This is a genomic window from Bradyrhizobium sp. B120 (assembly GCF_049075665.1).
Classification (GTDB): Bacteria; Pseudomonadota; Alphaproteobacteria; order Rhizobiales; family Xanthobacteraceae; genus Bradyrhizobium.
The window spans coordinates 40,222-54,924 of record NZ_CP185242.1; the positions used below are offsets into that span (position 1 = coordinate 40,222).

Annotated in this window: 16 protein-coding genes; 13 read left to right on the plus strand and 3 right to left on the minus strand. The window is 65.5% G+C overall.

Annotation, left to right across the window (positions count from 1 at the left end; genetic code table 11):
- Positions 1 to 144 precede the first annotated feature (144 nt).
- The 7 genes from dnaJ to ACOIX3_RS00245 all read left to right on the plus strand — a co-directional run bounded on the left by dnaJ (position 145) and on the right by ACOIX3_RS00245 (position 5,282).
- On the plus strand, positions 145 to 1,275 hold the full coding sequence (gene dnaJ / locus ACOIX3_RS00215) for a molecular chaperone DnaJ (protein ID WP_420967874.1): 1,131 nt from the start codon (positions 145 to 147) through the stop codon (positions 1,273 to 1,275).
- Between the two features lie 100 nt (positions 1,276 to 1,375).
- Complete coding sequence (locus ACOIX3_RS00220; protein WP_097671376.1) at positions 1,376 to 1,978, plus strand: class I SAM-dependent methyltransferase; 603 nt, start codon at positions 1,376 to 1,378, stop codon at positions 1,976 to 1,978.
- A gap of 48 nt (positions 1,979 to 2,026) precedes the next feature.
- Positions 2,027 to 2,605, plus strand: coding sequence for an NADPH-dependent FMN reductase (locus ACOIX3_RS00225; RefSeq protein ID WP_420967875.1), 579 nt, complete (start codon positions 2,027 to 2,029; stop codon positions 2,603 to 2,605).
- Between the two features lie 6 nt (positions 2,606 to 2,611).
- A complete protein-coding gene (gene pyrF, locus ACOIX3_RS00230; protein WP_420967876.1) occupies positions 2,612 to 3,322 on the plus strand; it encodes an orotidine-5'-phosphate decarboxylase in 711 nt (236 codons plus the stop codon).
- Positions 3,323 to 3,345: 23 nt separating this feature from the next.
- Positions 3,346 to 3,642, plus strand: coding sequence for a DUF1330 domain-containing protein (locus ACOIX3_RS00235; protein WP_244068932.1), 297 nt, complete (start codon positions 3,346 to 3,348; stop codon positions 3,640 to 3,642).
- Between the two features lie 156 nt (positions 3,643 to 3,798).
- Complete coding sequence (dapB, locus tag ACOIX3_RS00240) at positions 3,799 to 4,611, plus strand: 4-hydroxy-tetrahydrodipicolinate reductase (protein WP_420967877.1); 813 nt, start codon at positions 3,799 to 3,801, stop codon at positions 4,609 to 4,611.
- Between the two features lie 47 nt (positions 4,612 to 4,658).
- On the plus strand, positions 4,659 to 5,282 hold the full coding sequence (locus ACOIX3_RS00245; protein WP_420967878.1) for a 2,3-bisphosphoglycerate-dependent phosphoglycerate mutase: 624 nt from the start codon (positions 4,659 to 4,661) through the stop codon (positions 5,280 to 5,282).
- A gap of 148 nt (positions 5,283 to 5,430) precedes the next feature.
- On the opposite strand, the gene ACOIX3_RS00250 is transcribed toward ACOIX3_RS00245, so the two are convergent.
- Both ACOIX3_RS00250 and ACOIX3_RS00255 read right to left on the minus strand, forming a co-directional pair.
- Positions 5,431 to 6,330, minus strand: coding sequence for a methylated-DNA--[protein]-cysteine S-methyltransferase (locus tag ACOIX3_RS00250; RefSeq protein ID WP_420971937.1), 900 nt, complete (start codon positions 6,328 to 6,330; stop codon positions 5,431 to 5,433).
- A gap of 57 nt (positions 6,331 to 6,387) precedes the next feature.
- The gene (locus ACOIX3_RS00255) at positions 6,388 to 6,960 is read right to left on the minus strand and encodes a DUF2244 domain-containing protein (protein ID WP_420967879.1); all 573 of its coding nucleotides are present in this window, start codon (positions 6,958 to 6,960) and stop codon (positions 6,388 to 6,390) included.
- Between the two features lie 22 nt (positions 6,961 to 6,982).
- Here ACOIX3_RS00255 and nth point away from each other — a divergent pair, with 22 nt between their 5' ends.
- The 6 genes from nth (at position 6,983) to ACOIX3_RS00285 (ending at position 13,876) form a co-directional block, all read left to right on the plus strand.
- A complete protein-coding gene (nth, locus tag ACOIX3_RS00260; RefSeq protein WP_420967880.1) occupies positions 6,983 to 7,780 on the plus strand; it encodes an endonuclease III in 798 nt (265 codons plus the stop codon).
- A 66-nt stretch (positions 7,781 to 7,846) separates the two neighbouring features.
- A complete protein-coding gene (locus tag ACOIX3_RS00265) occupies positions 7,847 to 8,998 on the plus strand; it encodes an HlyD family secretion protein (protein WP_420967881.1) in 1,152 nt (383 codons plus the stop codon).
- Positions 8,985 to 10,613, plus strand: coding sequence for an MFS transporter (locus ACOIX3_RS00270; RefSeq protein WP_420967882.1), 1,629 nt, complete (start codon positions 8,985 to 8,987; stop codon positions 10,611 to 10,613). The genes ACOIX3_RS00265 and ACOIX3_RS00270 overlap by 14 nt, the downstream gene beginning before the upstream one ends.
- Positions 10,614 to 10,740: 127 nt before the next feature.
- Positions 10,741 to 11,802 (plus strand): type III polyketide synthase, encoded by a 1,062-nt coding sequence (locus ACOIX3_RS00275; protein WP_420967883.1) that lies wholly within the window; start codon positions 10,741 to 10,743, stop codon positions 11,800 to 11,802.
- The gene (locus tag ACOIX3_RS00280; protein ID WP_420967884.1) at positions 11,799 to 12,311 is read left to right on the plus strand and encodes an isoprenylcysteine carboxyl methyltransferase family protein; all 513 of its coding nucleotides are present in this window, start codon (positions 11,799 to 11,801) and stop codon (positions 12,309 to 12,311) included. Before ACOIX3_RS00275 ends, ACOIX3_RS00280 begins: the two co-directional genes overlap by 4 nt.
- Complete coding sequence (locus ACOIX3_RS00285) at positions 12,308 to 13,876, plus strand: DHA2 family efflux MFS transporter permease subunit (RefSeq protein ID WP_420967885.1); 1,569 nt, start codon at positions 12,308 to 12,310, stop codon at positions 13,874 to 13,876. Before ACOIX3_RS00280 ends, ACOIX3_RS00285 begins: the two co-directional genes overlap by 4 nt.
- On the opposite strand, the gene ACOIX3_RS00290 is transcribed toward ACOIX3_RS00285, so the two are convergent.
- The gene (locus ACOIX3_RS00290) at positions 13,873 to 14,625 is read right to left on the minus strand and encodes a sulfate transporter family protein (RefSeq protein WP_420967886.1); all 753 of its coding nucleotides are present in this window, start codon (positions 14,623 to 14,625) and stop codon (positions 13,873 to 13,875) included. The genes ACOIX3_RS00285 and ACOIX3_RS00290 overlap by 4 nt on opposite strands.
- Positions 14,626 to 14,703 lie beyond the last annotated feature (78 nt).

Genomic DNA, 14,703 nt, shown 5'->3' on the forward strand with positions numbered 1-14,703 from the left:
CCAAAGAGTACGCGACGCGTCTCGGAGGAGTGGGGGTCATTTTTCTTTAAGGCGATCGCTGCATCTTCCAGACAGGCGCAATCCTTGACGCAATCCTCTGCGCAATCCTTGGCGATCGCGACGAACTTCGGACGGAATTGAAGTATGTCCACCAAGCGCTGCTATTACGAGACCCTCGAGGTCGAGCGGAACGCGGACGAGACCAAGCTCAAATCGGCTTTCCGCAAGCTCGCGATGAAATGGCATCCGGACAAGAACCCGGGCGACGCCACCAGCGAGGTCCGGTTCAAGGAAATCAACGAAGCCTATGAGGTGCTGAAGGACGGCGACAAGCGCGCCGCCTATGACCGCTTCGGCCATGCCGCTTTCGAGCAGGGCATGGGCGGTGGCGGTCCCGGCTTCGGCGCCGGCTTCGCCTCCTCCTTCTCCGATATCTTCGAGGACCTGTTCGGCATGGCCGGGCAGCGCCGCGGCGGCGGCGGCCGCGAACGCGGTGCCGACCTGCGCTACAACATGGAGATCACGCTCGAGGAGGCCTTCCAGGGCAAGACCGCGCAGATCGAGATCCCGGTTTCGGTGACCTGCGAATCCTGCTCCGGCACCGGCGCCAAGGCCGGCACCAAGCCGAAGACCTGCTCGCATTGCGGCGGCGCCGGCCGTATCCGGCAGGCCCAGGGCTTCTTCACGCTGGAGCGGACCTGCCCCGGCTGTCAGGGCCGCGGCCAGATGATCGAGGACGCCTGCGCCTCCTGCGCCGGGTCCGGCCGGGTGACGCGCGAGCGCACGCTGTCGGTCAACATTCCCCCGGGCGTCGAGGACGGCACCCGCATTCGTCTCGCCGGCGAGGGCGAGGCCGGTGTCCGCGGCGGGCCGCCCGGCGACCTCTACATCTTCCTGTCGCTGACCACGCACCAGTTCTTCCAGCGCGATGGCGCCGACCTGCACTGCCGCGTGCCGATCTCGATGGTCACCGCAGCCCTCGGCGGCGAATTCGAGGTGCCGACCATCGACAAGGGCAAGACCAAGGTGAAGGTGCCGGCCGGGACCCAGTCCAGCCGCCGATTCCGCATCGCATCAAAGGGTATGCCGGTGCTCCGCTCGCGCCAGACCGGCGACATGTATGTCCAGGTTGTGGTCGAAACGCCGCAGAATCTGACCAAGAAGCAGCAAGAATTGCTGATGGAGTTCGAAAAACTGTCGTCCGGCGCAACGCAACCGGAGGCAGCGGGTTTCTTCTCTAAGGTCAAGGACTTCTTCGGAAGCCGCACCGTCTAGCCGCAGTCGTTATGCTTGACCGTAACGACTTCGATCTATACGTGTTTATGACTGTTTTCTGACAACCGCTCGATTGTGCGCGGTCCCGCCTGGTAGCGACATGCCTCTGCAATCGTCCGTGCGTGCGTCGAAGAAGCCCCTCCGTCTCGACGACGAGGTTCGATTTCTCCGTTCATGGATCGAGAAGCCGCTGCATATGGGCGCGGTGATGCCGTCCGGACGGCTGCTTGCGCGCACCATGGCGCAATATGTCGATCCCGAGTCCGAAGGACCGGTTGTCGAGCTCGGACCCGGCACCGGTGCGATCACCAATGCGTTGATCGAGCATGGCGTCGATCAAAAGCGCCTCGTCCTGGTTGAGTACAATCCCGGCTTCTGTGCGCTGCTGCGCGAGCGCTATCCGCAGGCCAAGGTGGTCCAGGGCGACGCCTACAGGCTTCGCGATACGCTGTGGGACGTCATGAAGTCTCCGGCCTCGGCCGTGGTTTCCGGCCTGCCGCTGGTCACCAAGCCGATGCTGACCCGCCTGAAGCTGGTCCGCGACGCCTTCCTGGCCCTCGCGCCCGGTGCGCCGTTCGTCCAGTTCACCTATTCGGTGGCGCCGCCGATTCCGAAGTCGCTGCCCGGCGTGTCCACAGAGGCGTCCGAGCGGATCTGGATGAACCTTCCGCCCGCGCGGGTCTGGGTGTATCGCAAGGGTTGATTGCCCTGCGTTGTCGCGCTGGGCACGCGCCCTAACCGCGATTTCGAAATGTCCGCGCTGAAAATCCTCGTGATCCCCGGATCGCTGCGATCAGGCTCGCTCAACGCGAAGCTCGCCGCTGTGCTGGCGCAGGAGTTCGCGCAGTCGGGGGCCGACGTCACCCGTATTTCGCTCGGCGATTTTCCGCTGCCGATCTATGACGGCGATTTGCAGGCCAAATCGGGCGTGCCGCAGCACGCCGTCAATCTGAAGCGGATGATCGCCGCCCATCATGGCGTGCTGATCGTGACGCCGGAATATAATTCCTCCGTGCCGGCGCTGGTGAAGAACACGATCGACTGGGTGAGCCGCGTGCAGGATCCGCACGAGACCCGTGGCCAGGTGTTCCACGGCCGCGCATTCGCGCTCGCTGCGGCATCCGGCAACCGGCTCGGCGGCACGCGCGCGCTGGCGGCGCTGCGCCTGATCCTGACGGCGTGCCATGCCGCCGTGATCCCAAACCAGCTCGCGCTGTCATTCGCCGAGCAGGCCTATGACGACATGGATCGTCTGAAGCACCAGGCCGACGTCGATATGATGCGGGCGCTGGTGCGGCAGCTGATCGACCATTCCCAACGCATGATGTGAGGTGACATGCAGCTAGCCAAGATCGCTCCAAAAGACCGGTTGATTGTGGCGCTCGACTTGCCGTCGGTCGCCAGCGCCGAGGCGATGATCGACAGGCTCGGCGACAGCGTCACCTTCTATAAGATCGGCTATCAGCTCGGTTACGCCGGCGGCCTCGCGCTGGCGAAGCAGCTTGCGGGCAGCGGCAAGAAGGTCTTTCTCGATCTCAAGCTGCACGACATCGGCAACACGGTGGCGCGCGGGGTCGAAAGCGTCGCCGCTCTCGGCGCGACCTTTCTCACCGTGCATGCCTACCCGCAGACCATGAAGGCGGCGGTCGAGGCGCGTACCGGCTCCGGCCTGAAGATCCTCGCGGTGACGGTGCTGACCTCCTACGATGACGCTGACCTGCACGCAGCGGGCTATCGCCTCAACGTCTCCGATCTCGTCGAAGCGCGCGCCAGGCAGGCGCAGGCGCTCGGTGTCGACGGCCTCGTCAGCTCGCCCGAGGAAGCTGCCGCCCTGCGCAAGATCGTGGGTGATCGGATGAACCTGGTGACCCCGGGCATCCGCCCGGCGGGTTCGGCGACCGGCGACCAGAAGCGCATCATGACGCCGGCCCGTGCCATTGCCGCCGGCGCCGATTATCTGGTGGTCGGACGTCCGGTGATGGAAGCCGCCGATCCGAAAGCCGCGGCCGAAGCCATTCATGCCGAGATCGCCCAGGCACTCGCCTGAGCCAACAACAAGGGAGAACAGAGATGGCGAAGGGATACTGGATTGGACGCGTCGACGTTCACAATGAGGAGGGCTACAAGCCCTACATGGCGGCCAACCCCGCCATCTTCCAGAAATTCGGCGGCAAGTTCATCGTGCGCGGTGGCAAGTTCACCGGCGTGGAAGGCCAGAGCCGCTCGCGCAACGTCGTGATCGAATTCCCCGATTACGCGACCGCGCTCGCTTGCTACCAATCGCCGGAATACCAGGCCAATATCAAGGTGCGGCAGCCACACTCGATCGCCGACCTGATTATCATCGAGGGGCACGAGAGCCCGTAGCCCGGACGCCAGCCCGCCGGTTCGGTTGCCCGGAACAGCCGCCGCCGACCGCCGTTTGAGCATGATCCCCGCGCAAACGCGTTCCGCGTTTGCCGCGCCGGAAAACCGGTTTCCCCTTTGCCGGTTCATGCTTTATACGGCGGTGAGAGGTGAGCCATGGCTGACATGCGTCTGATTGTTGCGGGAGCCGGCGGCCGGATGGGCCGCACGCTGACGCGGGTGATTTCCGAAACCCCGGGGGCGGTGCTGGTCGGCGCGCTGGAAGCGCCGGGCTCGGAACTGCTCGGCAAGGACGCCGGCGTGCTCGCCGGTCTTCCCGCCAACGGCGTCGCGTTGTCGGCCGATCTGTGGTCGATGTCCGCGGCTGCCGACGGCATCCTGGATTTCACCGTGCCGGCCGCGACCATCGCCAATGTCGCGATCGCGGCCGAGCGCGGCCTTGTTCACGTCATCGGCACCACCGGCCTGTCGCAGTCCGACGACGCGGTGATCCGCAGCGTCACCAACCGCGCCATCGTGGTGAAATCGGGCAATATGAGCCTCGGCGTCAATCTGCTTGCCGCGCTGGTCAAGCGCGTCGCGCAATCGCTCGACCAGAGCTTTGACATCGAAATTCTCGAGATGCACCACAAGTCCAAGATCGACGCGCCGTCCGGCACTGCGCTGATGCTCGGCGAAGCTGCCGCTGCCGGACGCCAGATCGCGCTGGACCAGCATTCGGCGCGCGGCCGCGACGGCCTGACCGGGGCGCGGCGTCCCGGCGATATCGGCTTTGCCTCGCTGCGCGGCGGCACCGCGGCCGGCGATCACAGCGTGATCTTTGCCGGTCCTTCGGAGCGCATCACGCTCTCGCATCATGCCGAGGATCGCGCGCTGTTCGCGCAAGGCGCGCTGAAGGCGGCGCTGTGGGCGCATGGCAAGAAGCCCGGCATGTATTCGATGACCGACGTTCTCGGGTTGAGCGACTGAGATCGCCCGACGAAATAAAATCCAGCCAAGCGAAAACGGAATCTGAAATGAGTGATCGTCTTCTTGTGCTCGTTCGTCATGGTCAGAGCGAATGGAATCTGAAGAACCTGTTCACCGGGTGGAAGGACCCCGATCTCACCGAGCAGGGCATCACTGAGGCCAACGACGCCGGCCGCAAGCTGAAGGCGCAGGGCCTGTCATTCGACGTCGCCTTTACGTCAGACCTGACGCGCGCGCAGCACACGCTGAAGCTGATGCTGGAGCAGATCGGCCAGACCGGATTGCCGACCACGAAGAATCTGGCGCTCAATGAGCGCGACTACGGCGATCTCTCGGGCCTCAACAAGGACGACGCCCGCAAGAAGTGGGGCGAGGACCAGGTCCTGGTCTGGCGCCGCTCCTACGACGTCCCGCCGCCCGGCGGCGAGAGCCTGAAGGATACGCTGGCGCGCACGCTGCCCTATTACGTGCAGGAGATCCTGCCCGGCGTGCTGCGCGGCCAGCGCACGCTGATTGCCGCCCACGGCAATTCGCTGCGCGCGCTGATCATGGTGCTGGAGAAGCTTTCGCCGGAGCAGATCCTCAAGCGCGAACTCGCGACCGGCGCGCCGGTGGTCTATCGGCTCAACGCCGATTCCACCGTTGCGTCCAAGGTCGATTTGGCGGGGTAAGCGATCAAGTCCAGTGATCCGTCATCCTGAGGTGCGAGCGGAGCGAGCCTCGAAGGATGCACGGCCACCAGCCGGGCCGTCGACCCTTCGAGACGCGCTTCGCGCTCCTCAGGGTGACGTTGACAGACCGTACGGTCGCACCAGACGGCTAGTGCAATCCCACCTGGCCGGCTTCCCAGCCCAGCATCGCCTGCTTGCGGGTGATGCCCCAGTGATAGCCGGTCAGCGCGCCGCTCTTGCCGAGTGCGCGATGGCAGGGCACCACGAACGACACTGGATTGCGGCCGACCGCGGCGCCGACGGCGCGCGAGGCCTTGGGGTTGTCGATCTTGCTGGCGATGTCGGAATAGCTCACGGCGCGGCCCATCGGGACCTTGAGCAGCGTCTCCCACACCCGCACCTCGAAGTCGGTGCCGATCAAGACGACGCGCAGCGGCTGGTCTGCCCGCCACAACCGTGTATCGAACACGCGCTGCGCCAGTGCGGTAGTGCCGTCGGTGTCCTCGACAAAGGTCGCGTTCGGCCAGCGGCGCTTCATGTCGGCGAACGCGGTCTGCTCGTCGCCGGGGTCGGCGAAGGCAAGCCCCGCGAGCCCGCGGTCGGTTGCGATCACGATCGCGGTGCCGAACGGCGAGGGGTGGAAGCCGAAGCGCAGCGTCATGCCGCCGCCGCCGGTCTTCCATTCGCCGGGCGACATCGCCTCATGCGTGACGAACAGATCGTGCAGCCGTCCCGGCCCTGAGAGGCCTGAGTCGAGTGCGGCGTCGAGCACGCTGGCGGAATCGCGCAGCAGGTTCTTGGCGTGGTCGAGGGTCAGCGCCTGCATGAAGGCCTTTGGCGTCAACCCGGCCCAGCGGCGGAACAGATGGTGCAGTTCATCCGGCGTCACAGCGGCGGCGTTGGCCATCGCTTCGATGGTCGGCTGCGCGCGCCAGTGCTCCGAGATGAACGCGATGGCGCGCCGTACCGAGTCATAGTCGCGCAGCGCGGCGCTCTGGTGGAAGCCCGGCTTGGCCAGGCGCTGGTCATGTATGGCGAGTGTCATCATGGTGTCTGATTTAGGAGCCATGGCGCATCCAAACCACCCGATTTCCGACAAGCTCGATTACGTGATGGGATTGTAAGTCGGGCCGCGTTTCGCGGTGTTCAGCGCAGCGGTCAAGGCTTTGGAAAAGCTGGCCTTTTCGTCCGGGCCGAGGAAGCTGCCGACGCTGACCCGGCGGCCCCGGGACACCAGGTAAAGCCGCTCGATACCGAACTCCTCGTGCGAGATCTGCTCGAACCGCACCCAGAGCGGGTTGAGCACCCATTCCACCACATGGCCGCGGTGACTGATCCGGCGCACCCGCAGTTCCGACGGCGTGACGGTGATCTCTTCGCTCGCTTTGGCGGAGCGGAAATTGACCTTGAACGCCCAGTAGATCACCAGCACGTCGAGCCCGAAGAAACCGAAGATCGGCCAGGCGCCCAGCCACCAGAACACAACGCCGGCGATGAAGCTGACCACGGTGACGAACGACATCAGCACGATGAAGCCGGTGCGATTCAGCGAACGGTGCGGCGTCAGCAGCGCCGAGAACAGTTTCGGCTCCGCCTCGGGCGCATCGACGTCGAGGTCATTGGCCCCGAGGTCTTCCCTGGGGTCTTCGCCCGGATCAAAGTCGTTGCCTGCGGTCATGACGTATCAGTATATCCCGTTCATGGCCAAAATCATCCGCTCTCAACGCGCCAGCACCTCAAGCGTTCGGTCCGCGCCGAAGAAGAAAGCCGCGAAGGCGGCAATACCGCAGCCCAAACGCGCGGCAAAGAAGCCGGCGACCAAGGCCGCCAAGAAGGCTGCCAAGAAAACTGCAAAGCCGAAGCCATGGACGGCGGAGGAGGTCTTTGAGGCCTTCGACCGGTTCCGCAAAGCCAATCCCGAGCCGAAGGGCGAGCTCGAGCATCTCAACCCCTACACGCTGCTGGTCGCGGTGGTGTTGTCGGCGCAGGCAACCGATGCCGGCGTCAACAAGGCGACGCGGGCGCTGTTCGCAATCGCCGACACGCCGGCGAAGATGCTTGAGCTCGGCGAAGACAGAGTGCGCGACTACATCAAGACCATCGGGCTCTATCGCAACAAAGCGAAGAACGTCATCGCGCTGTCCGAGAAGCTGATCGCCGAATTCGGCAGCGAGGTGCCGCGTACCCGCGCCGAAATCGAATCATTGCCCGGTGCCGGCCGCAAGACTGCGAATGTCGTGCTCAACATGGCGTTCGGCGAACACACGATGGCGGTCGACACCCATGTGTTCCGGGTCGGCAACCGCACCGGTCTCGCGCCCGGCAAGACGCCGCTCGAGGTCGAGCTCGGATTGGAGAAGGTGATCCCGACCGAGTTCATGCTGCACGCCCATCACTGGCTGATCCTGCATGGCCGCTATACCTGCCTCGCCCGCGGTCCGCGTTGCGACGTATGTCTGATCAATGATCTTTGCCGGTGGCCGGAGAAGACCGTCTAAGGCATGATCATCATCATGTGTTGGCAAATTGTCCGGCGTTCCGGGTGTGACTTACGGGAGTGTGGTGTGACAGAGCAGGTTCAAGACAGTCGGCTATCCGCCAGCCAGACCGCGCCTGCCCCGGCGGCCGCGCCAGCCAAGCCACAGCCCGTGGCGAGCGGCTTCTGGAGCCGTTTCGCCATTCCGTTGTTTGCGGTGCTGGCTGCGCTCGTGTTCGTCGCGGTGGCGACCACGCATTGGGACGCCTGGGTCGGCGGCGCCACCATCCAGACCACCAATGATGCCTATGTGCGCGCCGAGTTGACCCAGCTCAGTAGCCGCGTGTCCGGCGAAGTGCTCACGGTCGCCGTCTCCGATTTCCAGCGCGTCAAGGCCGGCGATCTCCTGGTGCAGATCGATCCTGCCGATTATCAGGCGCAGGTCGCGCAGGCCGAGGCGGGAGTGGTCGGCGCGCAGGCCGCGCTCGATAACCTCAACAACCAGGTCGAGCTGCAATATGCGACCATCGCGCAGGCCGAGGCCTCGCGGCTATCCGCGGAGGCGCAGCAGACCCTGGCGCGCCAGGAGCAAGAGCGTCAGCAGTCGCTGTCGCAAACCGACGCCGGCACGCGGCAGCGGCTCGAGCAGGCCACCGCATCCTATGCCAAGTCGGAGGCCGACGTGCAGGCCAGCCGCGCGGTGATCGCAGCGCAGCGCCATCAGCTCGAGGTCCTGCAAGGCACCAAGAAGCAACGCGCCGCCGACCTCGACGCCGCCAAGGCGCTGCTGGCATCGGCCAGGCTCAAGCTTGGATACACGAAGATCGTCGCGCCATTCGACGGCGTCACCGGCGAGCGTCAGGTGCAGCCGGGCGATTATGTCAACATCGGCACCAATCTGATCAACGTCGTGCCGCTGCCGAACGTCTATGTGATCGCCAACTACAAGGAAACCCAGCTGACCAACGTCAAGCCGGGTCAGCCGGTCGAGATCACCGTGGACACATTCTCCGGTCAGAAGTTGCGCGGCGTCGTCGAGCGCATCGCGCCGGCGAGCGGATCGCAATTCGCGCTGCTGCCGCCCGATAACGCCACCGGCAATTTCACCAAGGTGGTGCAGCGCATCCCGGTGCGCATCCAGTTCGACAAGGGCCAGCCGTTGCTCGCGCGCCTTCTGCCGGGCATGTCGGTGGTGACGCGGATCAACACCGGCGAGGCGGTCGCCAATGGCGGAAAATGACGACCGCAACAGCGGCCCGGTTTCGCGCGGCGACGTCGCGCGCTATCCGGTCTTCGCGGTCGTTGCCGTGCTGCTCGGCGCGTTCCTGGCGAATTTCGACAGCCGCTTGACCTCGGTCGGCCTGCCCGACCTGCGGGGCGCGTTCTCGCTCACCTTCGACGAGGGCGCGTGGCTCTCGACCGCGGCGATCGGCTCGCAGATCTTCATCGCGCCCGCGGTGGCCTGGCTCGCCACCGCGTTCGGCTTGCGGCGCGTGCTCGGAATTCCGAGCTTGGTCTATGCGGTGGTCTCGCTGACCATCCCGTTCGTGCACGACTACACGACGCTGATCGTGCTCAGCATCGCCCACGGCATGCTGCTCGGCACCTTCGTGCCGGCGACGCTGATGATCATCCTGCGCAATTTGCCGATCCGCTGGTGGCTGCCCGCGATCGCGATGTATTCGATCCGCGTCGGCTTCGCGCTGGATTCGTCGAGCTCACTGGTCGGATTCTATGTCGAGCACCTCGGCTGGCAGTGGCTGTATTGGCAGGGCGTCGTGGTCGCGCCGCTGATGGGATTGATGGTGTATCTCGGCACGCCGAACGAGCCGGTCAATCGCGACCTGCTGCACCATGCCGATTGGGGCGGTATGCTGCTGCTCGGCGCCGGCCTGGGGATGGTTTACGCCGGCCTCGATCAGGGCAACCGGCTGGACTGGCTGTCGTCGGGCACCGTGATGGCGCTCCTGATCGGGGGCGGCCTGTTGATCGTCGCCTTCATGATCAACGAGACGGCCGCGCGCCGGCCGTGGGCGCATTTCAACGTGCTGTTCTCGCGCAATATCGGGCTCTCGCTGATCGTCACCCTGCTGTACACATTGACCAGCCTGTCGAATTCGTCGCTGGTGCCGAATTTCCTCGGTACCATCGGCGCGCTGCGGCCGGAGCAATCGGGCGTGCTGCTGTTCACCTACGGCGCGCTGCCGATGTTCGTGCTGGTGCCGATCTCGATTGTCCTGTTGCGTCACCTCGATCCGCGCATCGTCGTGGTGCTCGGATTCTCGGCATTCGCCGCCGCCAATCTCTGGGGCACGCAGCTGAGCCATGTCTGGGCGCGCGAGGATTTCGTCGGCATCGTCCTGCTCACGTCGGTCGGGCAGGCGTTCACGCTGCTGCCGATCATCATCATGGCGCTGTCCAATTCCGATCCGTCGCGGGCGACGGCGTTCGCGGCCTATATCCAGATCATGCGGCTCGGCGGCGCCGAGATCGGCATCGCCCTGATGGGCACCTGGCTGCGCGTCCGCGAGCAGATCCATTCGAACTATCTCGGACAGCACGTCCAGAGCGGCGATGTCGACGTCGTCAACCTGCTGAAGCGGTTGGCCGGTGAATTCTCCGGCCACGGCATCGGGACGGCGACGGGACGTGCCATTGGCACGCTCGCGGCGCTGGTGCAGCGCGAGGCCAACACGCTCGCCTACATTGACGGCTTCTGGCTGTGTTTCTGGATCGCGATCCTGGCGCTGTTGCTGGTCGCCCTGATCACGCGCGCGCCGCAGGGTCCGCTGTCGCCGGTGCCGCTTGCCTTCGTGAAGAACGTGCTGCGCAGGTTGGGCGCCGCCGCTTCCTGATTTGCGAACGGCGCGGATATCACCGCCGGGGTCAATTTATAGTGAATGCGGCGCCCCCTCTATCTCGCGGGCGCCTGAAATATTTTGCACGTCGCGTGGTTCCACAAGCGGGGGAACGGGAGCCACGATGATCGAGACCAAGCAGACGGCCGCGCTTGTTTCCATGGCGACGGCGGTTCCACCGCATCTATTCCATCAGGGACAAATCCTGCAGGCCGCGCGCGACCTTCTCGCCGACCGCTATCCGGAGTTCGAGACGCTCTCCAGCCTGTTCGCCAACACCGGCATCCAGCATCGCTACGGCGTGAAGCCGATCGAATGGTATCTCGAACGGCGCGGTTGGCCGGAGCGCACGCAGGCGTTCCTGGAAGGCGCGGAGGCGCTGTTCGTCGATGTCGCCCGCAAGGCGATTGCCCGTGCCGACCTGACCGGCAGCGACATCGACGTCGTGGTCACGGTCTGCTCGACGGGCATCGCCACGCCGACGCTGGAGGCGCGCGTCGCCGGCCAACTCGGCCTGCGGACCGATGTGTCGCGCGTGCCGGTGTTCGGCCTCGGCTGCGCGGGCGGCGTGTCGGGCCTGTCGATCGCGGCGCGGCTGGCGCAGGCGCAGCCGGGCGCGAACGTGCTGCTGGTCGCACTCGAGCTCTGCACGCTCGCGGTCCGCCACGATGAGCTCACCAAGGCGAACATCGTCGCCGCCAGCCTGTTCGGCGATGGCGCGGCCGCGATCGTGCTGCGCGCCGGCGACGGCGGTGCGACGCGGATCGAGGCGGCCAGCGAAAAGCTGTGGCCGGATACGCTCGGCATCATGGGCTGGACGGTCGATCCGGAAGGATTCGGCGTCGTTTTCCAGCGCACCATTCCGGATTTCGTCCGCGACCATGTTGGACCAGCCGTTGCCGAAATCCTGGCGCGGATGGAGCTGACGGCCGATGACATCGACCGCTTCCTCTGCCATCCCGGCGGCGCCAAGGTCATCGCCGCGCTGGAGCGGGCGCTCGCGCTCGATCAGGGCACGCTCGATCACGAACGCGACGTCATCGCGGCGTGCGGCAACATGTCGGCCCCGACGGTTCTCTTCGTCCTCGACCGCGCCCGCGCCAGGGGCTTGCCGCCGCGCTCGCTGCTCACGGCGCTCGGGCCCGGCTTCACGCTCAGCTGCGTTGCGCTCAGGCACGCGGCATGAGCCTCGCTGCGGTTATCCTTGCGCTGGTCACCTTGCAGCGTCTCGGCGAGCTCGTGCTGTCGCGTCGCAACACGGAGCGGCTGCTGGCGCGCGGCGCGATCGAGGTCGGCGCCAGGCATTACCCGCTCATCGTGCTGGTTCATGCCGGCTGGCTGACCGCGCTGTGGATCTGGGGCCGCAACCAGGATGTCAACTTGGCCATACTCGCGGCCTTTCTGCTGCTGCAAGGCTTGCGGTTGTGGATCCTCGCTGCGCTCGGACCGCGATGGACCACGAGGATCATCGTCTTGCCGGGCGCGCCGCTGGTCGCATCCGGGCCGTACCGATATTTTCCGCATCCAAACTATGCCGTCGTCGTCGGTGAGATCGCGCTGCTTCCGCTCGCACTGCATCTGCCGGTGCTGGCGCTGATCTTCACCGTGCTCAATCTTGCGGTGCTTGCGATCCGGATTCGCACCGAGAGCCGCGCGCTCTCGGTTGCGGACTGGCCGCGCGTCAGCACGCCATGAGCGACCGGGCGGAGCATCGCGCCGACAGCCCGTCGGCGGCGACCTGGGCAGGCTTTCTCCTGATGTGCTTCGGCATGTTCATGGCGATCCTCGACATCCAGGTCGTCGCGACCTCGCTGCCGACGATCCAGCGCGCGCTCGCGATCACGCCTTCCGCGATGAGCTGGATCCAGACCGCCTATCTGATCGCGGAGGTGATCGCGATCCCGCTGACCGGATTGTTCACCCATGCGCTGTCGCTGCGATGGCTGTTCGCGATCGCCGTGAGCCTGTTCACCGTTGCCTCGGTCGGCTGCGCCTTCAGTGGCGGCTTTGCGGTGCTGCTGGTGTTTCGCGTGCTGCAGGGATTTTCCGGCGGCGTCCTGATCCCCGCGGTGTTCTCCGCCGTGTTCACGCTGTTCCCGGCACGCCTTCATGCCGTAGCCACCACGATCGGCGGCGTCGTCGCGGTGCTCGCGCCGACGGTTGGACCTGTTGTCGGCGGCTGGATCACACAGACCTGGTCGTGGCCGTGGCTGTTCCTGATCAATCTGATTCCGGGAACGATCGCGGCGACGGTCACGCCGCTGCTGCTTCCGAAGCAGAGCGTGAATCTCCGCGCCTTCGCCAGACTGGATACATGGTCGCTGGTCCTGCTCGCGGCGGCGCTCGCAAGTTTTATGATCGGTCTGAAGGAAGCGCCGCAGCGCGGCTGGGCCTCGATGCCTTGCCTGAGCCTGCTGATCGGAAGCATGGCCGGGATCGCGCTGCTGATCCGGCGCACGCTCCGCGCGGCGGATCCGATCGCGCGATTGAACTTGTTCAGGCGGCGTTCGTTCGCGATCGGCTGCGCCCTGAGCTTCTGCCTCGGCGTCGGCCTGTATGGATCGACCTATCTGATGCCGGTGTTCCTCGGCTTCGTCCGCCGCCACGATGCCTTCGAGATCGGCACCATCATGCTGGTCACGGGGGTTGCGCAGCTGATCGCCGCGCCGCTGGCGGCAATCCTCGAAAGCCGCGTCGGCGCGCTTCTGTTGACTGCGACTGGCTTCGCCTTGTTCGCGCTCGGTCTCGGCTTGAGCGCCTTTCAGCCGCGCACCGCGGATTTCGGCGAGATGTTGTGGCCGCAGATCGTACGCGGCGTCGCGATCATGTTCTGCCTGCTGCCGCCGACACGCATTGCGCTGGGCACCCTGCCTGAGGCGGAGGTTGCCGACGCCAGCGGACTGTTCAACCTGATGCGCAATCTGGGTGGTGCGATCGGGATCGCCCTGATCGACACCATCCTCTATGGGCGAAGCCCAATCTATGGCGAGGATTTTCGTGCACGCCTGCTGGCAGGTGATCTCAACGCGGCACAGGCGATCGGCCTCGATCCAATGTTGCTGATCAACCGCCCGCCGGGTCCGCCGGATGACGCGACGGTGGCGTTCATCCGGCCACTGGTCGAGCGGGCATCGCTCGCCCTCAGCGTCAACGAGGCATGGGCGATGCTCGCCTGCGTCGCGATCGTCGGGCTTCTGCTGGTGCCATTCGCGCGCGATCGGACGCCGGCATCGCTGCGGGTGCCTCTCGACGCGGCCTAGATCGTCGGCACGTTGCTTCGCCGCGCCGGCTCGATCAGCTCTCGCCGTGGGCCTGACAGCCGCTTGTACATGTGGACCATGAAGGCCATGCCGAACAGCGGCGTCGCCAGATTGACGATCGGGATCGACACGAAGGCGGCGATGAACAGGCCGGCGGTGAACACGGTTGCCGCATTCTCCTTGCGCATCGCCTTGGCATCCTCTGGCGAGCGGAAGCGCATCGCGGCGAGCTCGAAATATTCGCGGCCGAGCAGCCAGGCGGTCGCGATGAAGAAGATGATGAAGCCCGCGCCCGCGAACAGCACGAACGGCAGCGCGACCAGGTAGACCAGGATCGTCAGCAGCGCCGTCTTGACGCCCTCGATGGTCGCGAGCGTCACCGGCAGCGCCGTGCCGGGATGGTCGGCCGGGTAGTGCTCGCGCTCGACATGGTCGGCGACGTCGTCGACGAACAGGCTCGCCACCAGCGAGGTGATCGCGGGCATCAGGAAGATGCCGCCGAGCACGACGCCGAGGCCCGCCGAGATCGAGATGATCCAGGACAGCACGTGCAGGGTGGAATGGAAGTTGGGGCCGAGCATGCCTTCGGCCCAGACCTCGCCGGTGTCGGCAAACCAGCTCAGCAGCCGCTGCAATCCGATTGCCAGCACGGTGATCAGCACCAGCGCAAGCCCGATCGAACGCCACAGGATCGTGCGCATCGGCGGCGACAGGATTTGCGAAAGCGCCTTGACGGCGGCGTCGAACATGACCGGGTTACCTCTGCAAAATGACGTGCGAGAGGTAGCCACCCAATATGGCTTCGGCAAGTGCCGCTTGTGTCGCGG

Coding starts and splice junctions, on each gene's coding strand:
- ACOIX3_RS00285 (WP_420967885.1), top strand. CDS start 12,308: ATGAGCGACCGGGCGGAGCATCGCGCCGACAGCCCGTCGGCGGCGACC.
- ACOIX3_RS00245 (WP_420967878.1), top strand. CDS start 4,659: ATGAGTGATCGTCTTCTTGTGCTCGTTCGTCATGGTCAGAGCGAATGG.
- ACOIX3_RS00270 (WP_420967882.1), top strand. CDS start 8,985: ATGGCGGAAAATGACGACCGCAACAGCGGCCCGGTTTCGCGCGGCGAC.
- dnaJ (WP_420967874.1), top strand. CDS start 145: ATGTCCACCAAGCGCTGCTATTACGAGACCCTCGAGGTCGAGCGGAAC.
- nth (WP_420967880.1), top strand. CDS start 6,983: ATGGCCAAAATCATCCGCTCTCAACGCGCCAGCACCTCAAGCGTTCGG.
- ACOIX3_RS00290 (WP_420967886.1), bottom strand. CDS start 14,625: ATGTTCGACGCCGCCGTCAAGGCGCTTTCGCAAATCCTGTCGCCGCCG.
- pyrF (WP_420967876.1), top strand. CDS start 2,612: ATGCAGCTAGCCAAGATCGCTCCAAAAGACCGGTTGATTGTGGCGCTC.
- dapB (WP_420967877.1), top strand. CDS start 3,799: ATGGCTGACATGCGTCTGATTGTTGCGGGAGCCGGCGGCCGGATGGGC.
- ACOIX3_RS00280 (WP_420967884.1), top strand. CDS start 11,799: ATGAGCCTCGCTGCGGTTATCCTTGCGCTGGTCACCTTGCAGCGTCTC.
- ACOIX3_RS00225 (WP_420967875.1), top strand. CDS start 2,027: ATGTCCGCGCTGAAAATCCTCGTGATCCCCGGATCGCTGCGATCAGGC.
- ACOIX3_RS00250 (WP_420971937.1), bottom strand. CDS start 6,330: ATGATGACACTCGCCATACATGACCAGCGCCTGGCCAAGCCGGGCTTC.
- ACOIX3_RS00220 (WP_097671376.1), top strand. CDS start 1,376: ATGCCTCTGCAATCGTCCGTGCGTGCGTCGAAGAAGCCCCTCCGTCTC.
- ACOIX3_RS00235 (WP_244068932.1), top strand. CDS start 3,346: ATGGCGAAGGGATACTGGATTGGACGCGTCGACGTTCACAATGAGGAG.
- ACOIX3_RS00275 (WP_420967883.1), top strand. CDS start 10,741: ATGATCGAGACCAAGCAGACGGCCGCGCTTGTTTCCATGGCGACGGCG.
- ACOIX3_RS00255 (WP_420967879.1), bottom strand. CDS start 6,960: ATGACCGCAGGCAACGACTTTGATCCGGGCGAAGACCCCAGGGAAGAC.